At 71.9% G+C, this 26,357-nt stretch carries 19 protein-coding genes and 3 tRNA genes; 10 read left to right on the top strand and 12 right to left on the bottom strand.

The genetic code is table 11. From position 1 onward, the window contains the following. Positions 1-57 precede the first annotated feature (57 nt). Positions 58-1,335: an RNA polymerase sigma factor gene (locus tag ACFT32_RS25080; RefSeq protein ID WP_382493232.1), complete on the top strand. Its 1,278-nt coding sequence runs from the start codon at positions 58-60 to the stop codon at positions 1,333-1,335. Positions 1,336-1,405: 70 nt separating this feature from the next. On the opposite strand, the gene ACFT32_RS25075 is transcribed toward ACFT32_RS25080, so the two are convergent. The 4 genes from ACFT32_RS25075 to ACFT32_RS25060 form a co-directional block, all read right to left on the bottom strand. Next, positions 1,406-3,334, bottom strand: a complete 1,929-nt coding sequence (locus ACFT32_RS25075) for an ABC transporter ATP-binding protein (RefSeq protein WP_382493229.1) — start codon at positions 3,332-3,334, stop codon at positions 1,406-1,408. Beyond that, positions 3,334-5,067: an ABC transporter ATP-binding protein gene (locus ACFT32_RS25070; RefSeq protein WP_382493226.1), complete on the bottom strand. Its 1,734-nt coding sequence runs from the start codon at positions 5,065-5,067 to the stop codon at positions 3,334-3,336. Before ACFT32_RS25070 ends, ACFT32_RS25075 begins: the two co-directional genes overlap by 1 nt. 105 nt (positions 5,068-5,172) lie before the next feature. Further along, a complete protein-coding gene (locus ACFT32_RS25065; RefSeq protein WP_382493224.1) occupies positions 5,173-6,624 on the bottom strand; it encodes an FGGY-family carbohydrate kinase in 1,452 nt (483 codons plus the stop codon). Positions 6,625-6,778: 154 nt separating this feature from the next. Beyond that, on the bottom strand, positions 6,779-7,084 hold the full coding sequence (locus ACFT32_RS25060) for a YtxH domain-containing protein (protein ID WP_189725003.1): 306 nt from the start codon (positions 7,082-7,084) through the stop codon (positions 6,779-6,781). 159 nt (positions 7,085-7,243) lie between these two features. Between ACFT32_RS25060 and ACFT32_RS25055 the strand changes: the two genes are divergently transcribed. The 3 genes from ACFT32_RS25055 to ACFT32_RS25045 all read left to right on the top strand — a co-directional run bounded on the left by ACFT32_RS25055 (position 7,244) and on the right by ACFT32_RS25045 (position 7,661). Beyond that, positions 7,244-7,316, top strand: a tRNA-Asn gene (locus tag ACFT32_RS25055). Positions 7,317-7,321: 5 nt separating this feature from the next. Further along, positions 7,322-7,394 (top strand) — tRNA-Asn (locus ACFT32_RS25050). Positions 7,395-7,584: 190 nt separating this feature from the next. Continuing rightward, positions 7,585-7,661: transfer RNA gene (locus ACFT32_RS25045), tRNA-Ile, on the top strand. Between the two features lie 559 nt (positions 7,662-8,220). Here ACFT32_RS25045 and ACFT32_RS25040 read toward each other — a convergent pair. After that, positions 8,221-9,567, bottom strand: a complete 1,347-nt coding sequence (locus ACFT32_RS25040; RefSeq protein WP_382493221.1) for an FG-GAP repeat domain-containing protein — start codon at positions 9,565-9,567, stop codon at positions 8,221-8,223. Positions 9,568-9,824: 257 nt separating this feature from the next. Between ACFT32_RS25040 and ACFT32_RS25035 the strand changes: the two genes are divergently transcribed. The 3 genes from ACFT32_RS25035 (at position 9,825) to ACFT32_RS25025 (ending at position 11,696) form a co-directional block, all read left to right on the top strand. After that, positions 9,825-10,382, top strand: a complete 558-nt coding sequence (locus tag ACFT32_RS25035; protein ID WP_382493218.1) for a DinB family protein — start codon at positions 9,825-9,827, stop codon at positions 10,380-10,382. A 186-nt stretch (positions 10,383-10,568) separates the two neighbouring features. Next, positions 10,569-11,411 (top strand): MerR family transcriptional regulator, encoded by an 843-nt coding sequence (locus ACFT32_RS25030; protein ID WP_382493215.1) that lies wholly within the window; start codon positions 10,569-10,571, stop codon positions 11,409-11,411. Between the two features lie 36 nt (positions 11,412-11,447). Then, positions 11,448-11,696, top strand: coding sequence for a peptidoglycan-binding protein (locus ACFT32_RS25025; protein ID WP_382493212.1), 249 nt, complete (start codon positions 11,448-11,450; stop codon positions 11,694-11,696). 4 nt (positions 11,697-11,700) lie between these two features. On the opposite strand, the gene ACFT32_RS25020 is transcribed toward ACFT32_RS25025, so the two are convergent. Continuing rightward, on the bottom strand, positions 11,701-12,171 hold the full coding sequence (locus tag ACFT32_RS25020) for an MFS transporter (RefSeq protein ID WP_382493209.1): 471 nt from the start codon (positions 12,169-12,171) through the stop codon (positions 11,701-11,703). Between the two features lie 89 nt (positions 12,172-12,260). Here ACFT32_RS25020 and ACFT32_RS25015 point away from each other — a divergent pair, with 89 nt between their 5' ends. After that, positions 12,261-12,752, top strand: coding sequence for a DUF2975 domain-containing protein (locus ACFT32_RS25015; protein WP_382493207.1), 492 nt, complete (start codon positions 12,261-12,263; stop codon positions 12,750-12,752). A 474-nt stretch (positions 12,753-13,226) separates the two neighbouring features. Here the strand turns inward: ACFT32_RS25015 and ACFT32_RS25010 are convergent, their stop codons facing one another. The 3 genes from ACFT32_RS25010 to ACFT32_RS25000 all read right to left on the bottom strand — a co-directional run bounded on the left by ACFT32_RS25010 (position 13,227) and on the right by ACFT32_RS25000 (position 18,062). Then, positions 13,227-14,711: an alpha/beta hydrolase gene (locus ACFT32_RS25010; RefSeq protein ID WP_382493204.1), complete on the bottom strand. Its 1,485-nt coding sequence runs from the start codon at positions 14,709-14,711 to the stop codon at positions 13,227-13,229. Positions 14,712-15,106: 395 nt separating this feature from the next. Continuing rightward, positions 15,107-16,852 (bottom strand): polyprenyl diphosphate synthase, encoded by a 1,746-nt coding sequence (gene uppS / locus ACFT32_RS25005; protein ID WP_382493201.1) that lies wholly within the window; start codon positions 16,850-16,852, stop codon positions 15,107-15,109. A gap of 532 nt (positions 16,853-17,384) precedes the next feature. Further along, positions 17,385-18,062 carry an ANTAR domain-containing protein gene (locus ACFT32_RS25000; protein WP_382493199.1) on the bottom strand — a complete coding sequence of 226 codons (678 nt, stop codon included), beginning with the start codon at positions 18,060-18,062 and terminating at the stop codon, positions 17,385-17,387. A 190-nt stretch (positions 18,063-18,252) separates the two neighbouring features. Between ACFT32_RS25000 and ACFT32_RS24995 the strand changes: the two genes are divergently transcribed. After that, complete coding sequence (locus ACFT32_RS24995; protein ID WP_382493196.1) at positions 18,253-18,603, top strand: STAS domain-containing protein; 351 nt, start codon at positions 18,253-18,255, stop codon at positions 18,601-18,603. Continuing rightward, positions 18,600-19,553, top strand: coding sequence for an anti-sigma factor RsbA family regulatory protein (locus tag ACFT32_RS24990; protein WP_382493193.1), 954 nt, complete (start codon positions 18,600-18,602; stop codon positions 19,551-19,553). The genes ACFT32_RS24995 and ACFT32_RS24990 overlap by 4 nt, the downstream gene beginning before the upstream one ends. Before the next feature lie 21 nt (positions 19,554-19,574). Here the strand turns inward: ACFT32_RS24990 and ACFT32_RS24985 are convergent, their stop codons facing one another. From ACFT32_RS24985 to ACFT32_RS24975, 3 genes are all read right to left on the bottom strand, one after another. Next, a complete protein-coding gene (locus ACFT32_RS24985; RefSeq protein WP_382493190.1) occupies positions 19,575-20,612 on the bottom strand; it encodes a rod shape-determining protein in 1,038 nt (345 codons plus the stop codon). Positions 20,613-20,749: 137 nt separating this feature from the next. After that, on the bottom strand, positions 20,750-25,255 hold the full coding sequence (locus tag ACFT32_RS24980; protein ID WP_382493187.1) for an SAV_2336 N-terminal domain-related protein: 4,506 nt from the start codon (positions 25,253-25,255) through the stop codon (positions 20,750-20,752). Continuing rightward, positions 25,245-26,288: an AAA family ATPase gene (locus ACFT32_RS24975; protein ID WP_382493184.1), complete on the bottom strand. Its 1,044-nt coding sequence runs from the start codon at positions 26,286-26,288 to the stop codon at positions 25,245-25,247. The genes ACFT32_RS24980 and ACFT32_RS24975 overlap by 11 nt, the downstream gene beginning before the upstream one ends. Positions 26,289-26,357 lie beyond the last annotated feature (69 nt).

Raw genomic sequence — 26,357 nt, 5'->3', positions numbered from 1 at the left:
AAAAGTCATCGCACGCCCCTCGTGGCGACGATGTGTCTTCCCCCACACTGGGTTGCGGTGCCTGAGTCCTCGGAGCGCGGCCGATCCGTCACCGACGGGTCCCAGACCCCCGCGGTTCCGCTCATCGCGTACGGGACGGAAAGCGGCGAGGCCGTCGACTCCGCCCCCGAAGTACCGCTGCCGCCCACCTTGGCAGCGATCATCCTGGAGGTCGCCCCCGTGCAGACCCAGACCCTCACCCAGACCGACGCCGGTGCCGCGCCGGACGCGGAGGACGACGCCCTGCCCGCGGTTCCGGCGCAGAGCCTCGTCGTGCACCACCCCGAGACGGAACCGGAGCCGGAGGAGCCGCCCGCCGAGGCCCTCGAGAGGGCCGAGGCTCCCGAAGCCGTCGTGAGGCCGCCGGCCCGTACCGAGAGCGGCAGTCCCTCATCGGACCTGTTCCGCCAGTACCTGCGGGAGATCGGCCGCATCCCCCTGCTGACCGCGGCCGAGGAGGTCGAACTCGCCCGCCGTGTCGAGGCCGGTCTGTTCGCCGAGGAGAAGCTGAGCAGTACGCCTGACCTGGACAGCCAGTTGGCGCTGGACCTCGACCGGCTCGTGGTCATGGGCAGGATGGCCAAGCGCCGGCTCATCGAGGCGAACCTGCGGCTCGTCGTGTCCGTGGCGAAGAGGTACGTCGGGCGCGGGCTGACCATGCTCGACCTCGTCCAGGAGGGCAACCTCGGCCTCATCCGGGCCGTCGAGAAGTTCGACTACGCCCGCGGCTACAAGTTCTCCACCTACGCCACCTGGTGGATCCGCCAGGCCATGTCCCGCGCCCTGGCCGACCAGGCCCGCACCATCCGGGTCCCCGTCCATGTCGTGGAGCTCATCAACCGGGTCGTGCGGGTGCAGCGGCGGATGCTCCAGGAACGGGGGTACGAGCCCACGCCGGAGGAGGTCGCCGCGCACCTGGACCTGGCGCCGGAGCGGGTCAGCGAGGTGCTGCGCCTCGCCCAGGAGCCCGTGTCGTTGCACGCGCCCGTGGGCGAGGAGGACGACGTCGCCCTCGGCGACCTCATAGAGGACGGCGACGCCACCAGCCCCGTGGAGTCGGCCGCGTTCCTCCTCCTCAGGGAACACCTGGAAGCGGTCCTGTCGACCCTGGGGGAGCGGGAGCGGAAGGTCGTCCAGCTCCGTTACGGGCTGGCGGACGGCCGCCCCCGCACCCTGGAGGAGATCGGCCGCATCTTCGGAGTGACCAGGGAGCGGATAAGGCAGATCGAGTCGAAGACCCTCAACAAGCTCAGGGACCACGCCTTCGCGGACCAGCTGAGGGGCTATCTGGACTGAGAGGCGCAGTTCGCCCGTGCCCTGAAGGGGCGCGGGGAACTGCGCGACCAGCCACAACGGATCCGCAGGTTCAGTCCACTTCCGCCACCGCCTGCGCGAACTGCGCCTTGTACAGCCGCGCGTAGGCCCCGTCAGACGCCAGCAGCTCCCCGTGCGTCCCCTGCTCCACGATCGCCCCGTTCTCCATCACGAGAATCGCGTCCGCGTCCCGGATCGTCGACAGCCGGTGCGCGATGACGAACGACGTACGCCCGTGCGCCAGCTTCGCCATGGCCTTCTGGATCAGGACCTCGGTCCGGGTGTCGACCGACGACGTCGCCTCGTCCAGCACCAGGATCACCGGGTCGGACAGGAACGCCCGGGCGATGGTGATCAGCTGCTTCTCACCCGCGCTGACCCCGGTCCCCTCGTCGTCGATCACCGTGTCGTACCCGTCCGGCAGTGTACGGATGAACCGGTCCGCGTGCGCGGCCCGGGCCGCCTCCTCGATCTCCCCCCGGGTCACCTTCCGGGACGCCCCGTACGCGATGTTCTCCGCGATCGTGCCGCCGAACAGCCAGGTGTCCTGGAGCACCATGCCGATGCCGGCCCGCAGTTCGTCCCGGGACATCCGCGCGATGTCGACCCCGTCGAGGGTGATGCGCCCGCCGGTGACGTCGTAGAACCGCATCAGCAGATTCACCAGCGTCGTCTTGCCGGCCCCCGTCGGGCCGACGATGGCCACCGTCTGCCCCGGCTCGACCTTCAGCGACAGGTCCTCGATCAGCGGCTTCTCGGGGTCGTAGCGGAACGACACGCGCTCCAGCGCCACCAGCCCGCGCAACTCCTCGGGCCGCACACCCGGCACCGGGTCGGCGCCCTGCTCCTCCGCGTCCAGCAGCTCGAAGACCCGCTCCGCCGAGGCGACACCCGACTGCACCAGGTTCGCCATCGACGCGACCTGCGTCAGCGGCATCGAGAACTGCCGCGAGTACTGGATGAAGGCCTGCACATCACCGATGGACAGCGAACCCGAGGCGACCCGCAGCCCGCCGACGACCGCGACCAGCACATAGTTGAGGTTCGACACGAACATCATCAGCGGCTGCATGATCCCGCTGTTGAACTGCGCCCGGAACCCGGCCTCGTACAGCGCGTCGTTCTGCTCGGCGAACTGCTCGGCCGACTCCCGCTGCCGCCCGAACACCTTCACCAGGGTGTGCCCGGTGTACATCTCCTCGATGTGCGCGTTCAGCTTGCCCGTCGTACGCCACTGCTGCACGAAGTGCGGCTGCGACCGCTTGCCCACGCGCGTGGCGATGACGAACGACAGCGGCACGGTCACCAGCGCGACCAGCGCCAGGATCCAGGAGACCCAGAACATCATCGCGAGGACGCCGATGATGGTCAGCACCGAGTTGATGAGCTGTCCCATCGACTGCTGGAGCGTCTGCCCGATGTTGTCGATGTCGTTCGTGGCGCGGGACAGCACCTCGCCGCGCTGACGCTTGTCGAAGTACGACAGCGGCAGCCGCGACAGCTTCGTCTGCACGTCCTCGCGCATCCGGAACATGGTCCGGTTCACGGCCCGGTTCACCAGCCGTGTCGCCACCGCCATCAGCAGCCCCGCCACCATGAACACGCCCAGCGCGAGCAGCAGCACGTTCCCCACGGCCGTGAAGTCGATGCCCTTGCCCGGGGTGAAGTCGGTGCTGCGCAGCATGTCGGCGACGTCACCGTCCCCGCGCTGCCGCATGGAGTCGAGGACCTGCTCCTTGCTCGCCCCTTCCGGCATGCCCCGCCCGACGATGCCCGCGAAGACCAGGTCGGTCGCCTTGCCGAGGATCTTCGGCCCGACGACGCTGAGGCCGACGCTCAGCACCACGCACAGCAGCAGCACATAGATGGTCAGCCGCTCCGGCCGGAACCGCGCGACCAGCCGTTTGCCCGACCCCTTGAAGTCCAGCGAGCGCTGGTCGGGGCCGCCCCCGGCCATCATCCGCCCCATCGGCCCGGCCATCAGGCAGCCTCCGCTTCCGTGAGCTGGGAGAGCACGATCTCCCGGTAGGTCTCGTTGTCCGCCATCAGCTCGTGGTGCCGGCCGGTGCCGACGACCCGGCCCTCGTCGAGGACGACGATCCGGTCGGCGTCCCGGATGGTCGCCACCCGCTGGGCGACGATCACGACGGTCGCCTCGGCGGTCTCCTGCGCCAGCGCGGCCCGCAGGGCGGCGTCCGTGGCGTAGTCGAGCGCGGAGAAGGAGTCGTCGAAGAGATAGATCTCGGGCCGCTGCACCAGGGTCCGGGCGATGGCGAGCCGCTGCCGCTGACCACCGGAGACATTCGTCCCGCCCTGCGCGATCGGCGCGTCGAGCCCGCCCTCCAGCCGCTCGACGAACTCCTTGCCCTGCGCCACCTCCAGCGCGTGCCACAGCTCCTCGTCGGTGGCGTCCGGATTGCCGTAGCGCAGGTTCGTCGCCACCGTGCCCGCGAACAGATACGGCTTCTGCGGCACCAGCCCGACGGTCCGCGCGAGCAGCACCGGATCGATCTCCGCCACCCCGACACCGTCCACGAGCACCTGCCCGTCGGTCGCGTCGAACAGCCGCGGCACCAGTCCGAGCAGCGTGGACTTGCCGCAGCCGGTCGAGCCGATGACGGCGGTCGTCTCGCCCGGCCGGGCGAGCAGGTCCACGGACCGCAGCACCGGCTCCTCGGCACCCGGATAGCGGAAGCCGGCCCCCCGGATCTCCAGATGCCCGTGCCGGCGCAGCTCCCGTACGGGCGCCGACGGCGGCACGACGCTGGAGGAGGTGTCCAGCACCTCCGAGATGCGCTCGGCGCACACCTCCGCGCGCGGCACCATCATGAACATGAAGGTGGCCATCATCACGGACATGACGATCTGCATCAGATAGGCGAGGAACGCCGTCAGGTCGCCGATCTGCATCCCGCCGCTGTCGATGCGGTGCGCGCCGAACCACACCACGGCGATCGACGACAGGTTCACCACCGTCATGACGATCGGGAACATCAGCGCGAGCAGATTGCCGGTGCCCAGCGCGAAGTCCGTGAGATCGGTGTTGGCCTTCCGGAAGCGCTGCTGCTCGTACTCGTCCCGGACGAAGGCGCGGATCACCCGGTTGCCGGTGATCTGCTCGCGCAGCACCCGGTTCACCGTGTCCAGCCGCTCCTGCATCGCCCGGAACAGCGGCCGCAGCCGCCGCACGATCAGCGTCACGCAGATGCCCAGCACCGGCACGACCGCCACCAGCACCCCGGACAGCGGAACGTCCAGGCCGAGCGCCAGCACGATGCCGCCCACGCACATGATCGGCGCCGATACCAGCAGCGTGAACGTCATCAGCGCCAGCATCTGCACCTGCTGGACGTCGTTCGTCGTACGGGTGATCAGCGACGGCGCCCCGAAGTGGCCCAGCTCACGCGAGGAGAACGACTGCACCCGGTCGAACACGGACGCCCGCAGGTCCCGCCCGAGCGCCGAGGCGGTACGGGCGCCGTAGTACACGGCACCGATGTTGCACACGACCTGGACCAGCGAGATGCCGATCATCAGACCGCCGTAGCCCACGATGTAGCCGGTGTCGCCGTTCACGACACCCTGGTCGATGATGTCCGCGTTCAGCGTGGGCAGGTAGAGCGTGGCGCAGGTCTGCAGGAACTGCAGCAGCACCAGCAGGGCTATGGGTCTCTTGTAGGGCCTGAGATAGGTCCGCAGAAGTCGTATGAGCACGCTGCTTCTCTCGGAGTGGACGACGGGGCGGATGGTTGCCCCTGGCCCCTATCGTCGAACACTCCACCCGCGTTACCTCAACCGAATTAACCCAACAGGGGCCCGCTACCGGAGCGCCCCCGGGTGCGTCTGCTCCCGTACCGCCACGAACTGCTGTCGCACCGCCTGGCCCACCGCCAGGTCCTCCCCGGGCTCCAGCACCTGGGCGACCGCGCCTTGCCAGGCCGGTGGAGTGCGCGCGTCGAGGGCGCCCTGCGACACGCCGAGGGCCCAGGCGGCCTGGCGTGCGGCGCCGATCGCGGCGTAGTCGGCGGGCTGCGGCACCACGACCTGTGTCCCGAACAGCGAGGGCGCGGCGGCCTGTACGGCGGGCAGTTCGGCGGCCGACCCGAGCAGGAAGACCCGCCGCACCTCGACACCCCGGCCGCGCAGCACGTCCAGCGCGTCCGCGAGCCCGCACAGCATGCCCTCGAACGCGGCCCGCGCCAGATGCTCCGCCTTCATCGACTCACGCCGGAGCCCCGCCAGGGTCCCGGCGGTGTGCGGCAGATTAGGCGTCCGCTCACCCTCCAGATAGGGCAGCAGCACCAGCCCGTGCGACCCCGGCGTCGACTTCATCGCCAGGTCGGACAGGCTCTCCAGATCGGGCAGCCCGAGCAGCTCGGCGGTCCCGCGCAGCGTCCGTACGGCGTTCAGCGTGGTGACGACCGGCAGGTGCATGCCGGTCGCGTCGGCCAGCGCGGTGATCATCCCGGACCCGTCGACCAGCGCCTCGGGGTGTACGGCCATCACGGACCCGGACGCCCCCAGCGACACGACCGCGTCCCCGAGGCCGATGCCCAGCCCGAACGCCGCCGCCATGGTCTCGCCGGTCCCTACGGAGATCAGCAGCCCCTCCGGCGTTCGGCCCGCCGCGTCCGCCGGGCCGATCACCTCCGGCAGCATCACCTGCTGCCCGAGCGCCAGCTCGACGAGATCGGACCGGTAGCCGCCGGTCGCCGCCGACCAGTACCCGGTGCCGGACGCCCCGCCCCGGTCGGTGGTTCTCCTGACCGGCCTCCCCAGCAACTGCCACACCAGCCAGTCGTGCGCCTGCAGGAGGATCGCGGTGCGCTGCGCGTTGTCGGGCTCGGTCCGGGCCAGCCAGCGCAGCTTCGTCACCGGCTGCGCGGCCTGCGGCACACAGCCCACCGCCTGCGCCCACGCCTCGCGCCCGCCGAGCGCGTCGACCAGATCGGCCGCCGCGACCTGCGTCCGCTTGTCGCTGCCGACCATCGCCGGCCGCACGGTGTTGCCCTGCGCGTCCAGCGGCACGACGGCGTTCTGCTGCGCCGACACGCCGATGGCCTGCACGCCTTCGAGGAGCCCGCCGCCCGCCGCCTCGCCCAGGGACAGCAGCCAGGCCTGTGGGTCGACGTCGGACGGCCGGCCGCCGCCCTCGGGGCTCTCCACCGGATGTTGCGCATATCCCTGCCTGAGCACGGCTCCGGAGTCCGTGTCACAGACGACGATACGAGTGAAATCGGGTGAACTGTCCAACCCGGCGACTATCCCCATGGCCAAAATTCTGCCGCACGCTCCGCTCGGGTGGGCCCGTGGGCGCCGTGGGGGCGCGTCGCCGGGTGCCGGATGCGGGTGCGTCGTGGCTGGTCGCGCGGTTCCCCGCGCCCCTCAGGGGAGCGGGGCGCGCTCGGCGTCTGAGAAGGAACTGTTACGTGTTGCTTGTGCCCCAGTCGTCTTCGCCGCCGTTGTGGGTGGCGCGGTCGCGGAGGTGGCGGACCCGGTCGGCCACCGACTCGGGGACACGGTCCCCGACCTTGTCGCTCACCACGTGGTACGCCTTGCCCGCGAACTCACGGCCCTGGTGGGCCGCCGACTCCGCGGTGTTGCGGACGGCCGGGTTCTGCGCGAACTGCTGGGCCGTCTTCTTCAGCTGCTCGTAGCGCTCGCGTCCGGCCCTCGTGCCCAGCACGTAACCCAGGACGACTCCGGCGACGAACGTGAGCCGGTAACGCATGGCGGCCACCCTTCCCTTGCGTAGGTCTCCGATGCGGAGTCGGCGCCCCGCGGGTACCGATTGGCGGAGCACCCCCCTGCTTGCGCTAATGTATGTGTCGCAGCGAGCGAGCGCCCCCTGGCGGATACCCAGGTAGGTACGTTCGATGCAACGAGGCATTCCTCGGTAGCTCAATTGGCAGAGCAGCCGGCTGTTAACCGGCAGGTTACTGGTTCGAGTCCAGTCCGAGGAGCTCGGTCCTCCGTAGCTCAATTGGCAGAGCAGCCGGCTGTTAACCGGCAGGTTACTGGTTCGAGTCCAGTCGGGGGAGCATGGTGAACGAGGACCCCTCTCAGGGGTCCTTTTTCATGTCTGTTCCGATCTTCTGGGAACCGCCCGGAGCCCGGCGCAGTCCTCATGGTCACGAAGGCCGTGCGAAGCCGACCATCCGAAGCAGGAGATCGTATGAGCGGCTATGCTGCGGCAGACGGCGCGCACACATGTACGCGACACGCCGCTATGGGGCGGTAGCTCAGCCGGTTAGAGCAGCGGACTCATAATCCGTCGGCCGTGGGTTCGAGTCCCACCCGCCCCACCAGGCACCATTGGTGCAGGAACGATCTGACCTGCGAAAAGGTCAGTACCATGAGATTACCGTGGCGGCGTTCGCCACACGGGCGCCACACCGAAGCCCCGTACGATTTCTTTTGCGGCTTCGATCAAGACCAACCCACGCAAGTCTGGAAGCGTGCGCCTGCTGACTTCAAGCCTCTCGGGCACTCCCTTGAACACGTTCTCGATCTTGTTCAGCCGCCGGCCACGAGGTCCGGGTGGCGTGCGGCCTTCTTCACGTCCGCCCCGACCTGGTGCCGTGGCGTGCCCTGCTCCTTCGCGTGATCCGTGGACGTCGTCGGTGAGGTTGTGTCATAGCGAACTGGCCGACGTCGGTGCGTGCGTCATCGGCAACAGCCTGCATCTGCACGGGGTGGACACCAGGGACCTGCGTGGTGTCCTGGGGCAAAGGTTCGGCGCTAACAAGTCACCCAGATCTGAAGCTGGTTGCCCGCAGACACGTGGCCGCGTACGTGCTGCCCATGACGTACTCGGCGCCCTGCGGCAGCGTTTGATCCGTTCGCGTACTGCGAGGAGGCGGGAGGTCATCTCGATCCTGGGTCCTTGCTGGGGGTGACAGGGAAGGACAGCTCGTCGCGGTCCGTGCCGTTGGTGATCCACCAGCTGTCTCCGCCGAGAAGGGCCAGTTCTGCGCGGCTGTCGCCGTCCCAGTCGTGGACGGCGAAGAGCGCGCCGTCGACGGGGCCGTCGTCACCCGGCACGGAGCGCTTGGTGGCGCGCCAGGGCTTCGATCCGAGCCCGTGCTCGGAGCCGCCCCGCAGTACCTCGATCCGTGCGTCCCCCGTCTCCTTCTTCTTGGTGAGCTGTACGGCCAGGTCGTCGCAGCCATCGTCGTTGAAGTCTCCGGCGGCGAGTCTGGTGCCGAAGCCTTCCTTGAAGTCGCCGCCCTCCATGGTGACCCACTTCCCCGGCTCCTTCCCGTAGCGGACGCTGACCCGGCCGCGTTGGTGGGGTGTGTCGATCTCGTCGTAGCTGTCGACGAAGCTCCGGCCGATGGCGACGTCCTGCCGCCCATCGCCGTCGAAGTCGCCGAAGACGACGTTCTCGCCCTCCGGCAGCCGCTCGGGTTCCTTGCTCAGGCCGCCGGCGGTTCGGGCGCCGCCGGTGAACAGCAGGGGCGGATCCCACGGGGAGTCGTAGAGCGCGAGATCGGTGGCGCGGTCGTCGTTCGCGTCGCCGGCGACCAGCACGGGTGAGGCGGCCTCGTGGACGGGGCTGGGGATCTCCACGGTCCGGGTGGGAGCGCCGGAGCGCTTGAACGGTCCCTTGAGGACGACCAGTTCCTGGTCCTCGTTCGAGAACCTGAAGACCACGAGGTCGGTGTGGCCGTCCCCGTCGAAGTCGCCGGCGATCGGCGCGGTGTCGTATCCGCTGCCCGGCAGCGGGACGCGCCCGTGCGGTCCGCCGGCCTGCGGGCCCTCGGGGCCTCCCCACAGGACCTGGGCGGCGCCGCTGACGATGAGGTCGGCGTGGCCGTCCTCATCCAGGTCGGCGACTGTGGGCTGCCACGGGTCGTCGCCGGTCTGGATCTCGTCCGGCAGAGCGAGGTCGTCGTGGGTGAGGACCATCGTGCGGTCGTGGTCCGGGCCGTGCTCGGACCCGGGCACGATGGTCACATCGAATTTCTCCGCCGTGTCGGAGATCTCGTGCACCAGATCGACGAAGCCGTCCCCGTCGAGGTCGGGGGCCGCGGGCGGGTCCTCGCGCGCCGAATCGGCTGGTCGGCAGGGGCTGTTGGGCACCGGGCGTGCGCCGTCGGACGGGAGAAGGACGAGGAACGCCACCACGGCCACCACTACGAGAAGGGCCGGCGCGGAGTGCCACATGCGCAGGTGGCGGAGGAACGGACCGCCTGCTGTCGGAAGGTGCATCAGCCCACTTCACGGGCGTGGACGCGGCCCGCACAAGGAAGCTGATCATTTTGTTACGGGTGTGATGCACGGCGGCCCTGCGGCCGTTCCGGCCCATGGGTACGTACGGCGGTGAGCCAGGGCTTCTTCCGGCCCAGAGGCCTCCCGGACCGTACGGCGGTGCACACCGTACTTGCGAGCCGACGTTCGCGGCCGACGGCCAGCGACGGCGTCCGTGAGGGGCGCAGCGAGATCCCCGCTGTATGTAGTGTGCGGAAATGACAAGAAGCGAGCGGCTCGCGGAGCAGCTGGACTGGCACTGGCGCACCAACCTGCGGCCACGGCTGGACGGTCTTACCGACGGGGAGTACTTCTGGGAGCCGGTGCGCGGCTGCTGGAGCGTCCGCCCGCGTGGCACGTCGGCCGCACCGATGTCGGAAGGTTCGGGGGAGTGGACGATGGACTTCGCGTCCCCTGGCCCGGAGCCGGCGCCGGTGACCACGATTGCCTGGCGGCTGGCACACATCATCGTCTCGTGCCTGGGCTATCGGGTCGGATGGTACTTCGGCGGCCAGGACGTCGACTCCCGGACATTCGCCTACGCGGGGACCGCTGACGAGGCGCTGAAACAGCTCGATGAGATGTACGGGAGATGGAACGAGGGGGTCCGCGCGCTCTCGGACGCCGACCTGGAGAATCCGCCCACGGTGGGTCCCGAGCGGTTTCCCATGGAGAACAGGGTCCTGCACGTCAATAGGGAGCTGATCCATCACGGCGCTGAGATTTCCCTGCTGCGCGACCTCTACCGCTCGCAGGACGGAGCCGTACCGCACTGAATGTAAATTTCGGTAACCGGCGATCGAGCTTCGGAAGCGCACCCATTCCGGGCCGGTCCTGGGACGGGGCACCAATAGGGAGGGACCGCCCGATAGTCCGTCAGGATCGGGGGGTGTGTAGTTGCATATGCCGTAGCGGCATGTGGTGTCGTCGAGGGCACCACAGCACGAAAGGCCCTGTCTGCGATGTACCCCTCCGTCACGCCTCCCCGCGAGGTCAAGATCGGTGATGCCGCCGCCTTCGCCGGGACCACCCCGCGCGCCATTCGCCACTACCACCAGATCGGTCTGCTGCCGGAGCCCGAGCGAGGCGGAGACGGACGCCGCCGCTACGGCTACGACGACATGATCCGCCTGCTGTGGATTCGCAAGATGTCCGAGGCCGGCATCAGCCTGGACGACGTACGGGCCGCCTTCGACGAAGTCAGGGACATCGAGGACGTCCTGGGCCGGCTGGAGGAGACCCTGGCCGCCCAGGAGGCCGACATCAAGCGTCAGCGCGCGGCAGTCCAGCGCCTGCGGGACGTGGGCAGCCCACTGGGCTTGCTCTCCCCATTGGTCACGGACCGGCTCAGCCACCTGCCTTCCGGCGCACTGCGCCCCTCCGACCTGGACGCCCTGCTGGTCACGGAACGGATCTTCGGGCCGCTGGGAGCCGCAATTCAGGCCAGCGTGTTCATCACCCTGGCCACCCACCCCGACCTACGGGCCGAGGCAGACCGCCTCGACGCGGCCGACGCCGCCCTCGATGACACCGTCGATCCCCACGACCCGCGGGTCGACGAACTCGCCGCGCAGCACTGCGCCCACCACAACGCCCTGGTCCAGGCCATGGAAGCGGCCGGACTGGACGCGGCCGAGGAGAAGCTCTTCGAGATCTATGACGCCGAGGTGAGTGGCGAGGAGGAGGTTCAGATGAGTGCCTGCGAAGCGGTCACCAAGATGCCCTACGGCTTCTCCGCGGCCCGGACGCGGTGCATGGAACTCACGGCACAGCTCCTCGGTGGGGACCTCTCCGCAGGCAGCTGATCGTGCGACCCGGCCACACCAGCGGTGCGGTCGGAAGTGGGGGTCCAGTACTACTGCGGCTACTACGACGGCACCGTGACCCAGCGGCGCGGCAGCAAGGGCGACGCGGTGCGTGAGGTCCAGTGCATCCTCAACGAATGGGCAGGCCGTCAGATCCTGGCGGTCGACGGCGACTTCGGCGAGCGGACCGAGGCCTGGGTGAAGGAATTCCAGCGGGGGTGGCAGATCAAGGACGACGGCATCGTTGGCCCAGTCACCTGGGACCGCATGCGATGGGGCGTCTGAGCCACTACCGCTGCCACACGCACCTGGGGTGGGACGCGTCGACGGCCAGGCCCCAGCCCGGGCCGACCGCGGCGACCAGTACGCCGCCCGGCGAGGCGCCCACGATCATCGCGCTGCTGCCCGCGATCCGGGAGAGCGCGAGTGCGGCGCGGCGGGACTCGGCCGGCACGGTCTGGGGCAGCAGGGCCTTGGCGGCCGGCTGGTAGCAGGAACCTGACGCCCCGTTGACCGCAGCGAGCCACATGAGCAGGGGGATGGCGGCGCTGTGGGTGAGGACCAGGGCGGCGATCACCGCCTGGCTCGCGGCGCTGACCACCCTGCTGCCGACCAGCAGCGGGCCGCGCGGCAGCCGGTCCGTCAGCACCCGGCCGAACAGCAGGAAGAGGGTGGTGGCGCAGAGGTGCCAGGGCGGTGGGCATGCGGCTGGTCGTTGGAGCTGGGCGCCATGCCCGTCAACGGATTGTGGGACCGGCACCGGCACCGGCGCTCATCCGCCGCCCCAGCTCTTGCTTGATCTATCGATTTTCGATAGATTCCCATCGCAACTCGATGGGAGGATGGGCCGTGGGAAAGCTGACAGTGAGTGCGCTGCGCACCGTGCTCGCGGTGGTGCTCGCCGGCACCGTGTTCGTGCAGGCATTGATGGTGTGGGCGTTGGTCAGTGGGAACGACCCGGAGGACGGGTCGCTCCCACTGACCCCGCTGCGCGTGATCACGATCCTGGGCATGGTGTCGGTCCAGGTCGCCCTGGTCTGCGTATGGCGGCTGGTGACGATGGTGCGACGTGGAACCGTGTTCTCCCACGACGCCTTCCGGTACGTGGACCTCGTGATCGGCGCGATCGTGGCGGCTGCCCTCGTGTGGTTCGCGGTCACGATCCTCAATGCGCCGGGCCAGCGGGAGGACCCGGGCGTCACCGTCATCATGGGCGGGGTCGGCGTGGCCATCCTCGGGGTCGCGCTCATCGTGCTCGTGCTGCGGATGCTGCTCGCCCAGGCCGTCGCGCGCGACGCCGAAGCTGCGCAGATGCGGGACGAGTTGGACGAGGTGATCTGACGTCGATCGGGTTCCTGTTGGCGGGCAGGCCGCCGTCGCCCGTTGTGACGGCACGACCCTGCGTCCCACGGATGTTCACCTCCCGCACCGACCTGGCCGACGCACCGTGTTCTTGAAGGAAGCGCTGCGCATCGGCAAATGATCCGGTAGTGGTAGAGGGTCGTGTGGTGCCGCAACGCACTGCCTGCCGAGCGGCGGAAGTGTGTCCGACGAGGGGATCCGTGGGCCGGCGGCGGCAGCACTGCGTCCCGGGTGGCCCGGCGGGACTGGCGAACTCGTCCGGCGTCTCCCGCCGCTGCGTGCCGGTCCTGAACCGCCAGATCCCCCTCGAACTCCTCCCGAGGCCGCTCGGCCGTACTCGCCCGCGGTAGGAACGGCTCAGACAACTTTCACTGGCCGTCGGTGAGTTTCCTGCGCGTCACGATTGTCCTCCTGCCGGATCCGCCTTCCAGACGGATCCGGATGGGCAGGCTGTCAGGACGGCACGGCGGGGCAGCTGGTGCCCCGTGGTGGGACTGCCAGGTCGGTGAGGTAGCTGTCCACGGCGTCCTCCATGCACGGGCCGCTGGTGACGCTGCCGTGGCCGTGGCCTTCGTAGGTGAGGAGCACGCCGCTGCGGCCGAGCTGCCGGGCCACCGAGACCGCCCACGGGTAGCCGGTGGCCGGGTCGTGCAGCGCGTTGGACACCAGGATCGGCGGGGCACCGTGTGCGTCCAGGCGGTGCTGCGGGTTGGCGGTCGGCGCGCCCAGACACGCCGCTACCACGTGGAGCTGCAGCAGGTGAGGCAGGTCAGGGGCGGTCCTGTTCATCATGGCGACGAGCGAGGCGTACTCCCGGTAGCCGCGCACGGGCAGGTGCCAGTCCGAACAGAAGACCGGGGTGGCCGGATGCAGCGGCGCTGTCGAGGTGGGCGACGCGGGCAGCGGCTTGCTCGCGTCCATTCCCGCGATCGCGGTGGCCAGGCCGGCGTAGTCGGCCTTGTAGAACTTCCGGTACGCGACCGTGTTGACCAGGTCCGAAGAGGACAGCGAGGTGCCCGGCTTCGCCGGGTCCTCCAGCTCGCCGCGCCCGGCCCGGGCCAGCAGGGACTGCCAGACGGCGCGGACGTCGCGGCCGTGCAGCGCGCAGTCGGCGGCTCCGTCGCACCACTTCACGAACTCCTGGAATGAATCCTCTGCCGTGGCCGCCTCGGCCTGCAGGAAGTCACGGGTGGTCGGGACGCTGTGGTCCATGACGCTCTCCAGCACCATCGCGCGCACACGGCGCGGATAGGTCTCGGCGTACTGCGCGCCCAGCAGCGTGCCGTACGAGCTGCCGTGGAAAGTCAGTTTCCGCTCGCCGAGGGCGGCCCGGAGGGCGTCCACGTCCCGGACCGTCTGGGCGCTGTCGAGGTGGTCGAACACGGGGCCGGTACGGTCCCTGCAATCGGCACGGAGCCGCTTGTTATAGGCCAGCGTGGCGTCGAAATCCGCCTGGCTCTTCAGCTGCGGTGACGGCCGCTCGGCAAGCAGGTCGCCGGAACAGGTCACCGGGTTGCTACCGCCCACGCCGCGCGGGTCGAAGCTGACGATGTCGAACCTGCGGCGTACCTCGGGGCTGAACCGGCTGATACCGCGCACCACCCTCTCCACACCCGAGTCGCCCGGCCCGCCGGGGCCGAACACCATCGAACCGACGCGCGCGCCGGGGTCGGTGGCCTGGCGGCGGGCCACGGCCAGGTCGAGTCTCGGCCCGTCCGGGTCGGCCCAGTCGACCGGCACCGAAAGAGTGGCGCACTCGGCTCCCGGCTTCGCCGAGTCGTCACACGGTGCCCACCGCAGGGTCCCTGCGGCAGACGACGACGCGTGGACCGAAGGAGCGGCGGCGAGGCCGGTGGTGACTGCCATGACGGCTCCCACGGCCATGGTCGTGCCCCGCGCGGCGATGCGCCGCAGTGCGGATCTGCCCGTTAACGGCATGAAGCCTCCTCGTGAAGAGAACGGTTGTGCAAGGGGGGCCCGGCCGGGGCACCGTCGTCACGTTAGGTGCCCTGTCGCCCATGTGGGGCCCCTGCCAGGGGCTTTTCCGGGTCGGGTAGGGGATGGTTCAGGGATGATCGGGGCGCAGGGCTGAAAAGGTCAGGGTCGGGTCAGGGGAAGGGCTCGAACGGCTGATCGCCATGCTCGGATCTATTCAGGCACGGGCGATGCCTTGCGAATGCCGAACTGGGAACGCCATGTCAGTGGGGCCCGGACGCGCTGCACGCGCAGAACCGTTTCTACTCGCGGCAGCGGATTCGTTCGGCCCCGCGGCGGCCCCCGATTGCCCAAGACCTCGGTGAAACAGAGGGACAGGGCGAGTTCTCGGAATGCGCCTATTCCAGTGGGCCCGCGGTGGCCGGAGTCGTGCCGTGGCGGCGTTGGCGGCGGGTGTAGGTGCTGACGGCCTGCCAGAGGTCGCGTCGGTCGGTGTCGGGCCAGAGGCCCGGGGTGAAGTGCAGTTCGGCGTAGGCCGTGTGCCAGGGCAGGAAGTTGGAGACGCGGTGTTCTCCGCCCGTGCGCCAGAGCAGGTCCACGTCGGGCAGGTCCGGGCGGGGCAGGTGCCGTGCGAAGTCGTCCTCGGTGATCAGGTCCGGATCCAGGTGGCCGGCCCGGGCACGGCGGGCCAGGGCGGCGGCCGTTCGGGTGATCTCGTCCCGGCCGCCGTAGTCGATGCACATCGTCAGCGTCAGGCCCGTGCGGGTGCGGGTGGTGCGCTCCCGGAGGTGGAGGAGGTCGGCCAGGTCGGGCGGCAGGCGGCCGGCGCGGCCGTGCCAGCCCAGCCGGACATCGAGGTCGCGGAAGGGGTCGTCGGCCAGTTCACTGTGCAGGAGGTCGAGGATCGCGTCGACCTCCTCGGCGTCGCGGTGCCAGTTCTCGGTGGAGAAGGTGTAGAGGGTCAGATGCCGCAGGCCGATGTCCAGGGCGCCGTGGACCACCTCGCGGACGGCGGTGGCTCCGGCGCGGTGACCCTCGTGCCGGGGGAGGCCCCGCTGCTGGGCCCAGCGGCCGTTGCCGTCCATGATCACGGCGACGTGGGCGGGCAGCCGGGCGGGCGGGATCTCCGGTGGCCGCTCGCCGCTGGGGTGGGGCGGCGGGGGGCGGAAGGACGCGGTGTGGGCCGGGCGGGTGAGGGTGGGGTGTCCGCCGTGGGCCGGCTGGTGTGCGGGCGGCACCGTCAGGGGGGTCAGGCTCCAGGCGAGGGCGGCGCGGGCCCTGGCGGGGGCGAGGATCCGGGCGCGGGTGAGGGGCGCGGGCCGGGGCGGGGCCTTGAGCAGGGCCGGCCCGGCGGTGTCGATGGCGTCGAGCTGGGCGCGCAGCAGGGTCGCCATCGTGTCCAGGACGGTGGCGGGGCCGGGGTGCATGCCGCGGCTGAGGCTCTCCTGGGTCACCCACCGGCGGGCCAGGGCCGTCAGGTGCGTGATCAGGGCGGATACGGCGGGGCTCCAGCGGCGGTGCGCCAAGTCGGCGGCGGACCCGGGGTGGTTGTCGAGGGCCTCACCGGGCAGCAGGAGGTCGCCCTGGGCGAGGTCGGCGGACAGGTCGGTGAGGATGTCCGTGAGCCGGACGCCGTCCAGGAACTCCTCGTAGGCCTCCCGGGTGTCCAGCCGGAGCGCCACGGGTACGCCGGCCCGGTCGAAGACCGTGCGGACCTGGCCGAACCAGGGCAGCAGGTTGTCCCGGCCCCAGGTGCGCCACTCGGTCCAGTCGGTGAAGTGCCTGCCCCGGGTGTCGTCCTGGACCTGGGCCATGGCCGCGTGCAGTTCTGACAGGTCCAGGCGCCAGCGGGACGCGGTGTGCACGAGGGCGTGGCGGACGGGGTCCGGGCTGGTGCCGGTGGGCAGTTCGCGGTGCAGGGCGGTGATCCACTCCCCGACGCGGGCGGCCCGTTCGGCGGCGGGGGCGGTGCGGTCGTCGCCGAGGTCGTCGAGGGCGTTGGCGGCCGCCCACAGGGCGTGCAGCGCCGGGCGCAGCGGGGCGGGCACCAGCTGGATCAGGGCGTACTCCGCGGGGTCCTGCCGCCTGGTCCGGAGCCGGCACAGCCGGTAGGCCGCCCGCAGCGCCGGGTCGTCGCCGATCACCGTCCGCGCGGTGCTCGTGCGTCGGTCTGCCGGGGCTGGGGTCGCGGGAGGCACATCGCTGACAACGAGAGCGGTACGTCCAGGTATTGCGCTGATCAAGTGGGTTGCCGCGAGTGGGGCCGGGTGGCCGGCGACGCGTCGCCGGCGGGGCGTTCGCCCCTGCGGGCGGTACCCCGGCCGGCCGTCGGCAGGGTAGGGGCGCTCTCCGACGGAGGCGACCGGGCCACCCACCGAGGCCGTCCGGACCCGGGGCCCGTCACCCGCCTCGCTGCTCCGAGCCGCAGCCGGGCCTGCTCCGCGGCGTGGGCCGGTCGCCGCCCCGAGGCGGGCCCGGATAACCGCGGGGAGACGGGTCTGGTGACTCCGGGGGGCGTGCTCGGACCGGCGGCTGGGCTGTGGTGGCGGCCTGGGCGGCCCGGGCGGCCCCGAGTGGTCGGTTCCGGTGGCTCCAGGGGCGCCCGGACCGGCCGCTCACGGGCAGCCCCGAGTGGACGCGTCCGGTGACTTCAGGGCGAACACGGGCCCGGTCGGCTCAGCTCTGGTGGCGGCGGGCGAGGGCCTTGTTCAGGGCCGTGCGGAGTTCGGGGGGCGGAGGCGGGCCGTCGGGGTCCGCGCTGGCCGTGACCGCGGCGGCCACGTCGCGGAGCTTGGTGTTGGAGAGCTGGGATGTCTCCCGGAGGATGTGCCATGCCTGGTCCGAGGTGCAGCCGTGGGTGGCCATGAGGATGCCGCGGGCCTGGTCGATGACCGGGCGGGAGGCGATGGCCTGGCGGAGCTGTTCGACCTCCGACTGGAGGAGGTCCAGGCGCTCCGCGCGTTCCAGGGCGACCGCCGAGGAGGCGGCCGGGGCGGGGTCGTGGGGCACGGTGCGCAGCGGATCCGTGGTGTCCAGGCCCGCCAGCTCCAGGATCCGGCGCGGCTGGCCGTTCCAGTTCGTGGTCGTCACCGCCGTCGCACGCGCCCGGCTGTAGTCCGCCAGGGCGTCCAGGAACTGCAGTCCGGCCGTGTCCATGAAACGCACGCCGCCCATGTCCAGGTCGACCCGGGTGATCGTGGCCGGCAGCTCGGCCAGGGTTCTGGCCAGGATGTCCGCACAGCCGTGAACGAGTTCACCACGCGGGGTGAGCTCGGCACGGTCCGCGTCGACGCGGCCACTGATGACCAGGGTGTTCAGCCCTCCTGTGAGGTGTGGTGATGCCGCTGACGTCATGTCACCGCCTTGTCGGTCCTCGTCGGTCGTCATCGGTCCCGGCCGGACTGCGCAACAATCACGTCGCCCCCCGGTGGACGTCGGTGTGAGGTGCGCCTGCCCGCCTTACGGCGTACTACACCCGGTTCGGGGGAATGAGCTTTTCCCGGAGGGGTACGAGCGCTGTGGACCAAAGCGTGGGGAGAGGGGCTTGAACACTCGATATCAGGTGCCGGCCGCCGGGCCCCGCGTGCCGGGCCTGGCGGTGTTTCCGCTGGCCGGGCGGCAGGGAGTCCGGGCGGCGGGAGAAGTCGGCCTGACGACCCGTGCGATCTGGGAAGGCGTACTGGAGCAGGCTGTTCGCGAGGATGAGGACGTGTATTACCTGGAGCTCTCCGACGTGACGTTCGTCGACGTCGCGGGCGCCGATGCGCTCGCGGCCGCGGCCGGGCAGCTCAGGGACGGCCGCAGGTTCGTCGTGCGCCGGCCGCCGCCGGCCCTGCGCCGGACGCTGGATCTGCTCTGGCCCGACCAGGCGGGAATCGAGGTGTCGACGTCATGACCACTGCCGTCACCGAGCCCTTCGGGCCCCTCGCCCCCTTCGTCCACCCCGCGCTCTTCTACCGGGACGAGCAGGAGTACCTCGACGTGACCGTGCCCTTCGTGCGCGACGGCCTGGCGGCCGGCGAGCCCGTGGCGGTCGCGGTGCCCGGAAAGAACCTCGCGCTGATCCGGGACGCCCTGGGCGAGGCCGCGGGCGCCGTGAGGTTCCTGGACATGCGGGAGGCCGGGCGCAATCCGGGCCGGATCATCCCGGGCGTGCTACGCGCGTTCGCCGACGCCCAGCCGTCCGGCCGCCGGGTGCGGATCATCGGCGAGCCCATCTGGGCCGGTCGCTCCGCCACCGAGTACCCCGCCTGCGTCCAGCACGAGGCGCTCATCAACGCGGCCTTCCGGGGCCGTACGGCGACCATCCTGTGTCCGTACGACGTCGAGCAGCTCCCCGAGCACGTCCTCGCCGACGCGTACGCCACCCACCCCACCGTCATCCCCTCCGGGGCCCGGGCGGAGCAGGACAGCGAGGCGTACGCGCCCTGGGCCGTCGTCGACCGCTACAACGAGCCGCTGCCGCCCGTGCCGGACGCGCTGACGTTCCCCTTCGACTCCGACTCGCTCGCCCCGGCCCGGCACATGGCCGTCGGGGAGGCGACGCGGCTCGGTCTCACCGGCGTCAAGCTGGACGACCTGGCTCTCGCCACGGCCGAGCTCACCACGAACAGCGTGGTGCACGGCGGTGGCTCGGGTGTGCTGCGGATGTGGACCGAGGACGGGTACGTGGTGTGCGAGGTGCGCGACGAGGGGCGGCTCGCGGACATCCTGGCCGGGCGCCGGCCCGTCCCCCGCGACCAGCGCGGCGGGCGCGGGATCCTGCTCGTCAACCTGATCGCCGACCTGGTGCGGGTGCACCGGAGCGACAGCGGGACGACGGTGCGCTGCTGGTTCGCCCGCTGAGGGCCTCGCCCCCGGGGCGGATCAGGCCCCCAGCGGATCCAGCGCCAGCGGCTCGATCTTGCCCTCCAGCATGGCGCCGAGGCCCTGTACGGCGCACACGTCCGGGCGCTCGGCGATGCGCACGGGCATGCCGGTCGCCTCGCGCAGCATCTCGTCCAGGCCCGGCAGCAGGGCGCTGCCGCCCACCATCATGATCCCCCGGTCGGCGAGGTCGGCGACCAGGTCGGGCGGGCAGTCCCGGAGCACCTTGCCGATGCCGTCGAGGATGGCGGTGAGCGGCGTCTGGATGGCGTCCCGTACGGCGGCGGTGTCGACCAGGACCGAGCGGGCCAGGCCCGTGGCGACGTCCCGGCCGTGGATCTCCGTCGAGGCCGGGCCGTGCGGGGTGAGGCCGTTGCCGGACAGGGCCAGCTGCAACGGCCGTACCGACTGGCTCGGCAGCATCAGCTCGTGCTCGTGACGCAGGTGCTGCACGATCGCGTGGTCGACGGCCTCGCCGCCCACCGGGATGCGCTCGGCGGTGACGATGGCGCCGAGGGACAGCACGGCCACCTGGGTGGCCGCCGCCCCGCACACCATGATCATCGTGGCCTCGGGCTGCTCCACGGGCAGCCCGCAGCCGACGGCGGCGGCGATCAGCGTGTCGACCAGTTCCACGCGGCGGGCCCCGAGACCGACCAGTGTCTCGATCGCGGCGCGCTGGGCCAGCGGGTCGGCGTCGTGCGGGGTGCAGGCCGCGGCGCGCAGGATCGGCTTGCGGCGCAGGCTGCGGCGCATCTTGTCGCCGAGCAGGTGCCGCAGCATGCGCTGGGCCATCTCGATGTCGATGACCGTGCCGCCGGAGACCGGCCGTACCACCCGGATGTAGTGCGGCGTACGGCCCGTCATCTTCTCGGCGAGCTCGCCGACCGCGATCAGGGCGCCGGTGCGGCTGTTCACGGCGGCCGCGGACGGCTGGTCGACGACGAGCCCGGCGCCCTTGACGTAGACGCGTGTGCGGGCCGCGCCCAGGTCGACGGCGAAGTGGCAGCGGCGCAACTGCTCCAGACTGGCGGTCATGGCAGGTCCTCCCGAGAGCACAGACCGTGGAGGGCCGCCAGACGGCGGGCCTCCCTCGCATCGTGCGCGGGAGGGGCCCGAGCCGCCTTTCCAAGGGGGCCGGGTGGGGCGCCGCCGAACGGGGGGTTCGGCCCCGGCTAGGGCTGGAGCGAGCGCGCGGCCTCCAGCAGGGGGGCCAGGGAGGTGACGGTGGTCTCGCAGCCCGCTTCGTGGAGTTGCCGGCCGGCGGTGGTGTTGCGGGCGAGGCCGATGAAGCGCAGGCCGGCCTGCTGGGCCGCGGTGAGTTCGGCGACCGTGGAGCCGATCAGTACGCCGGTCGCGGCGGCGCCTCCGGAGGAGTGCATCGCGCGCAGCAGGCCGTCGGGGTGCGGGGTCAGCAGGGTGAGGTCCTCGCCGCGGCCGTGGATGCCGTCGAGCGGGAGACCGTAGGGCTCCAGATAGCGGTGGACGGCCGCAGCGCCGACGTCCGACACCACGCTCACCCGGCGGCCGAGGTCGTGCAGGGCGCGGACCAGCGGCACGGAGTTGTGGGTGGTGGGCGCGTCGGGGACCGCCTCCAGTTCGCGGGCGTCGAGGCGTTCGCGCAGGAGCGGGCCGAGCCGGTCCCGTGCGAAGGCCCGCAGCACGTCCAGCGGATGCGTGAACGTGTCCCGCACCGCGCCCGGCAGCGCGTCCCGCGGGTCGCGGTGCTCGTCGACGAGGGCGAGCAGGTCGAGCGCGGTCTGCGCGGCGGTGGTCGCCGAGAACAAGCGGGCCATGGGCCCGTCGAAGCCGAGCAGCACCGTCTCGGCCTCGTCGAGGAGACGGGACAACGGCCGTTCCGGGGGAGCGGCCCCCTGCGGCCCGGGCAGGGCCGCCCCTTCCGGGGCCAGCTGCACCGACGCCGTCACCGAAAGCCCCGGCACGGGCCACCGGCGCAGCCCGGCGTTGACCGCGCGCTGGGCCGCGCCCGCCCGGCGCAGCGGATGCCGGCGGGTGATCCGGGCCGCCTCCTCCAGCAGATGGTCGAGCAGCGGCTCGGACACCCGGGCGACCTCGCCGCGGACGAAGGCGACCGGGTCGTCCACATGCCAGGACAGCTCGACCGCGGCGGCGAAGGCGCCCTTGCCTGAGCTCGGCAGGGAGACCCGGTGGTGGGACTGGTGCGTGGTGAGGTCCACCTCGTAGTACGTCACGTGCCGTGGCGGCCGGGCGCCGTGCGGCCGGGCGGGGTTGAGGAGGGTCAGCGGGCCGTCCGGCTGGGTGTGGACGACGGCCGTGCGGCCCGGGGCCGGTATGCCCAGCCGGCGCAGGTCCTGCGTGATGAAGGGGCCCTCCACGAGGTCGCGGGCCTCGGGCTCGGGGGCCGTGGAGGGGGACAGCGGGCAGTACCAGGCGACGGGCGGGGTGTCGGTGGCGCCGCCTTGGTAGAGGGGCTGGAAGCGCTGGGGTCCCTGGGCCGCCGAGCTGCCGGCGAACTGCTCGTACACCTCCGGGGAGACGATCACCTGGATGTCGGCGGGCACGGGAGGTGTCACCGTCGGCGGGGCGGGCCGGTCCGAGAACGTCACGGTGAGGGGCGGCGGGTCCACGAGCCCGGTCAGGACCTCGGGGAGCCCGCGCAGGACCGCGACCAGTACGGGGAGGACGTAGGTGCCGGGCTCGGTGTGGACGGCGTAGCCGTTGCCGCGGACCCGGACGTCGAACCGGTGGGTGGCGAGGGCGCCGCGGGAGAGCATCTCGTGCACCGCGTACTCGAGGGTGATGCGGGCCTCGGGGTGGCCGGTGAGGTCGTCGGCCTCGAAATGGATCGTGGGGCCGGCGGCCTCTTCGGACGACCTCCGGTCCAGCTCGGCCAGCGAGGTCTCGAGGTCCAGCCTGAGGGCGCGCAGACGGTCCCGGGTGGCCGCGGCGGCGGGGCCGGGGATGCCGTCGAGGGGGTCGCCGTACCAGAGGTCGAGGGCGCGGCGGAGTTCGGCGGGCCCGCGCATCGTGTCGCCGAGGAGTTCCTCGCAATGGAGCGCGTCGACGTACACGTCCGGCAGGTACAGGGCGTACGAGCGCGAAAAGGAGACGAGCCCGCCGGGGGGCAGCACGGGGCGCACCTCCGCCGCCAGGCTCTCGAGGCGGCGGGCGGCCTCGTTCTCCGGCAGCAGCTCCTCCCACAGCCCTCTGGCCAGCTTGGCGTGGGCCACGCGCCGTCCTTGGTCGAGGAGCAGCATGCACAGCAGAGCCTGGGCGTGCGGTGAGGGGGGCTCGATGTCGTCCGTGCCGTCGCTGATGCGCAGCGGACCGAGCAGGGTGACCTGGCGCGGCGGCGACCACCGGGCCATCGCGAGCAGGCGCGCGGCGTGGTCGGCGGCTTCGGACAGCCGGTGCTTGTCGACCAGGTCGAGCAGGCGTCCGTGCTCGACCGGCACCGTCATGTCCGCGGTCAGCTGCCTGAGCAGCCACCGGAACTCGGCGATATCCGACTCGGGGTCCTTGCCTTCGGACTCCTCGCCCAACGCGAACCGGCTCAGCAGCACGGTGCCGTCGGGCCGCAGCATCAGGCCCGCGGGGCCGCGCTCCCCACGCACCAGACCGTGTGCGTGCAGCGCATCGAGGCCGGCCACACCCTGGCACACCAGACGGGCGAACGTCCGGAAGGTGATACCCGACAGGACTTCGGACAGCGACAGGCCGTCCACGAACTCCGTCACCAGGTACGGCGCGCCGTCCTCCACGCCGAAGTCGAGCACCCGCACCACATGCGGATCGTCGATTCCGGCCAGCGCTCGGGCCTGCCTCAGGAACCGCTCGTGCGAAGCGGGCCGGTCGCGGTACCGGCGTACGACCACCTGCTGGTCGGTGCGGACGTCCACGGCGATCGCCATCCGTCCGTTCCACCCGCGCCGCCCGGCCAGCCGGTACCGCCCCGCGAACAGCGGCTCCGGCTGCCCTTCCCCGCCCAGCCGCCGTACCGTCTCCTCGCTCACCGTCGCGAACGCGGGCCCCGAGCCGTTCTGTCCGCCGTCCGTCTCGGCCCGGAACTCCCCGGCCGCGAGCCCCGCCCGTTCGTCGATCAGGCCGCCGACGCGTTCGAGGAACTCCCGGGTCCGGCCCCGGGCCGTGCGGGGCAGGGAGCGCAGCAGCAACTCCCTTACTCCGGGACGGAATTCATAGGAGCCGGGCGGGCCGGGGGCCGCGGCGAGCATGCCGCTGAGGATCACCTCGGCGAGGTGCCGGGGGTGCGGGTCGCGGTCCACGGTGCGCTGGACGAGGCGCATCACCGGCACCGAGGGGACCGCCAGGGCGAGATGCCCGGCGAGGCGGAAGGCCTCGGGGGACGCGGTCGCGCGGAAGCGCAGCACCAGGTCCTCCGGGGACGCCGAGGCGAGGTCGGGGACGGGTTCGGCGGGGGGTGCGGGGGCGGGCGGCAGCCAGGCCGCCGCGCCCGGGGTGCGGGCGCCGCCCGGGTCGGCGACCAGGGCTGCCCAGTGGGCGAGCCAGGGGGCGCCCGGTTCCAGGACCGGCAGGGGCAGGGCCCGGTCGGGGGGCGGCGTGGCCTCGTACGGGGTGAAGGAGAGTGCCGCCGAGGGCGCCGCCGTGGACGGGGCGGTCAGCAGGCCCGGTTCGGCGGGCAGTGCCGTGGTGGGCCAGAGGTGTTCCGGCAGCGGCTGGACCACGGCGAGCGGCATATGGCGGGCCCAGCGGCGCAGGGTGCGGTACCAGCGGTCGCCCGCCTCGCCCGGGCGCCACTGCGGGCCCATGCAGTCGCTGATGACGAGGGTGACCGTACGGCCGTCGTCGAGGACGGGGACCTGGCGGGCCCGGCCGTCGGGGGTGGCCGGATGCAGGGTGACCGTACGGAAGATGCCCGACTGGGCGAGGGCCGTGTGCAGTTCGCTCACCAGGGGGCGCCACACCGGCATGGTGGGGCCCGTGTCGTGCACGAGGTTCAGCCGCAGCCAGCGGTCGGGGGCCGGGCGCAGTACCGGGAGCCACACGTCGGGGTGGGCGCCGAGCCGCGCGATCCGGTCGGCCGTGGCCCGTTCGTCCAGCACCCGCAGGTGCGGGGAGGGCACCTTGCGCTGCAGCGGGCGCAGGGCGCGCTGGAGTGCGAGGGGGTGGGACAGCATCGGCGGTGCCGGGGCGAGGAGGGGGGAACCGCCGCCGGCCGCGCCCCCCTCGGCGTGGCCCGGGGAGCGCGGGGCGGGCAGGCGCAGCGGGACCCGGTCGGGCGTGGGCGCCGGGGCCGTCGGTGGCGGCTCGGAGGGACGTGGTCGTACGGGGGTGGGCAGGGTGTCGCCCTCGGGCGCGAGGGCCTCGGCTGTCTCCTCTGGCGTGGCGGGACCGACGGTCCGGGGCTCCTCCGCGGACGGCTCGTCCGCCTCCAGCCGGCCCGCCAGCCACAGCAGTTCCGCCAGCTCCCGGGGCGTCGGCGACGCACCCGCGGCGGACAGCGCCGCGGCCAGGCGGGCGACGGGGGACTGCCCGGCCTCGCGATCAGTGTGTGCGTGCGGATCCCCGGCCGCGCGGCGGCTGATCGCCGACAGGCCGCCACCGGGGGCGCCCGAGTCGGCGTCGTCGGCCGACGACGCCGCGGCCGGGGGGACGCGGCCCGCGCCGCGAGCGCCTGCCCGGTCTGCCCGAGGGCGCTCCCACTCGTGGTCAGAAGCCATCGCCGTCGGCCGTCGCGCTGAGGTACGGCATCAGTTGCTCGGCGAGGTCGTCGCGGGACTCGGCGTCCAGGCCGGAGACTCCGGTGAGGTAGAGGGCGTTCAGGAGCTGGTCGGTGGCGAGTTCGCCGCCGTTGGCCCGTTCCAGGAAGCGGGTGATCAGACGGTCCGCGGTGGCGTCCGGGGTGTCGAGGTGGGCGCGGACGATGTCGGTGAGCTGGTCCCGGTCGGGGCGGCGCAGCTTCAGCCGGACGCAGCGGCGCAGGAAGGCCGGCGGGAACTCGCGTTCGCCGTTGCTGGTCAGCACGACGAAGGGGAAGGCCCGGCAGCGGACCCGGCCGCGGTGGACGGCGACCGGGGTGTCCGTGCCGTCGGCCAGGACCTCGGCCGCCGTGTCCTCCGAGTGGCGGGCGGCGCGGACCAGTTCGGGGATCTCGTACTGGCCCTCCTCCAGGACGTTCAGCAGGTCGTTGGGCAGGTCGAGGTCGCTCTTGTCGATCTCGTCGACGAGCAGGGCCCGGGGCCGGCCGTAGGGGAGCAGGGCGGTGCCGAGCGGGCCAAGGCGCAGATGGTCCTCGACGTCGCCGGCGGCCGGCCGGTCCCGCCCTTCCCGGTCCTGCCGCTCCCGGTCCTGCCGTTCCCGGGCCGCGTACAGCCGGGACAGCGGGTCGTACTGGTAGAGGCCGTCGGCGAGGGAGCTGCGGCTGGTGATGTTCCAGCGCAGCACCGGGCCGAGGCGCAGCTCGCGCGCCACCGCGTACGCCAGTGAGGACTTGCCGGTGCCGGGCGGGCCGGTGACGAGCAGGGGACGGCGCAGACAGAGCGCGGCGTTGACGAGCCGGACGCTCTCCGGGGTGGCCACGTACGACTTGGCCCGGTGCACACGGTCGGGCGAGACGGCCGTCGCGTCGTCGGTGTCGTCGGGCGGCGCCAGGGCGGGCCCGCCGTCGAAGGCGCGCCAGGGCGGTGGGTCGGGGAGGTGGTCGATGCCGTCGTGCGGCTCGTTCCTGCTGGTGTAGACCGACCAGTGCGGCATGGGGGGTGGTCTCCGCTCTCCGTTTTCGTGCTGGTGTTTCTCAAGGTGCCCCGGACCGCGTCCGGGTGG

Source organism: Streptomyces sp. NPDC057002 (genome assembly GCF_042673825.1).
Taxonomy (GTDB): Bacteria; Actinomycetota; Actinomycetes; order Streptomycetales; family Streptomycetaceae; genus Streptomyces.
The sequence above is the reverse complement of the archived record's forward strand: the minus strand, read 5'-3'. Positions and strand labels throughout refer to the sequence as shown.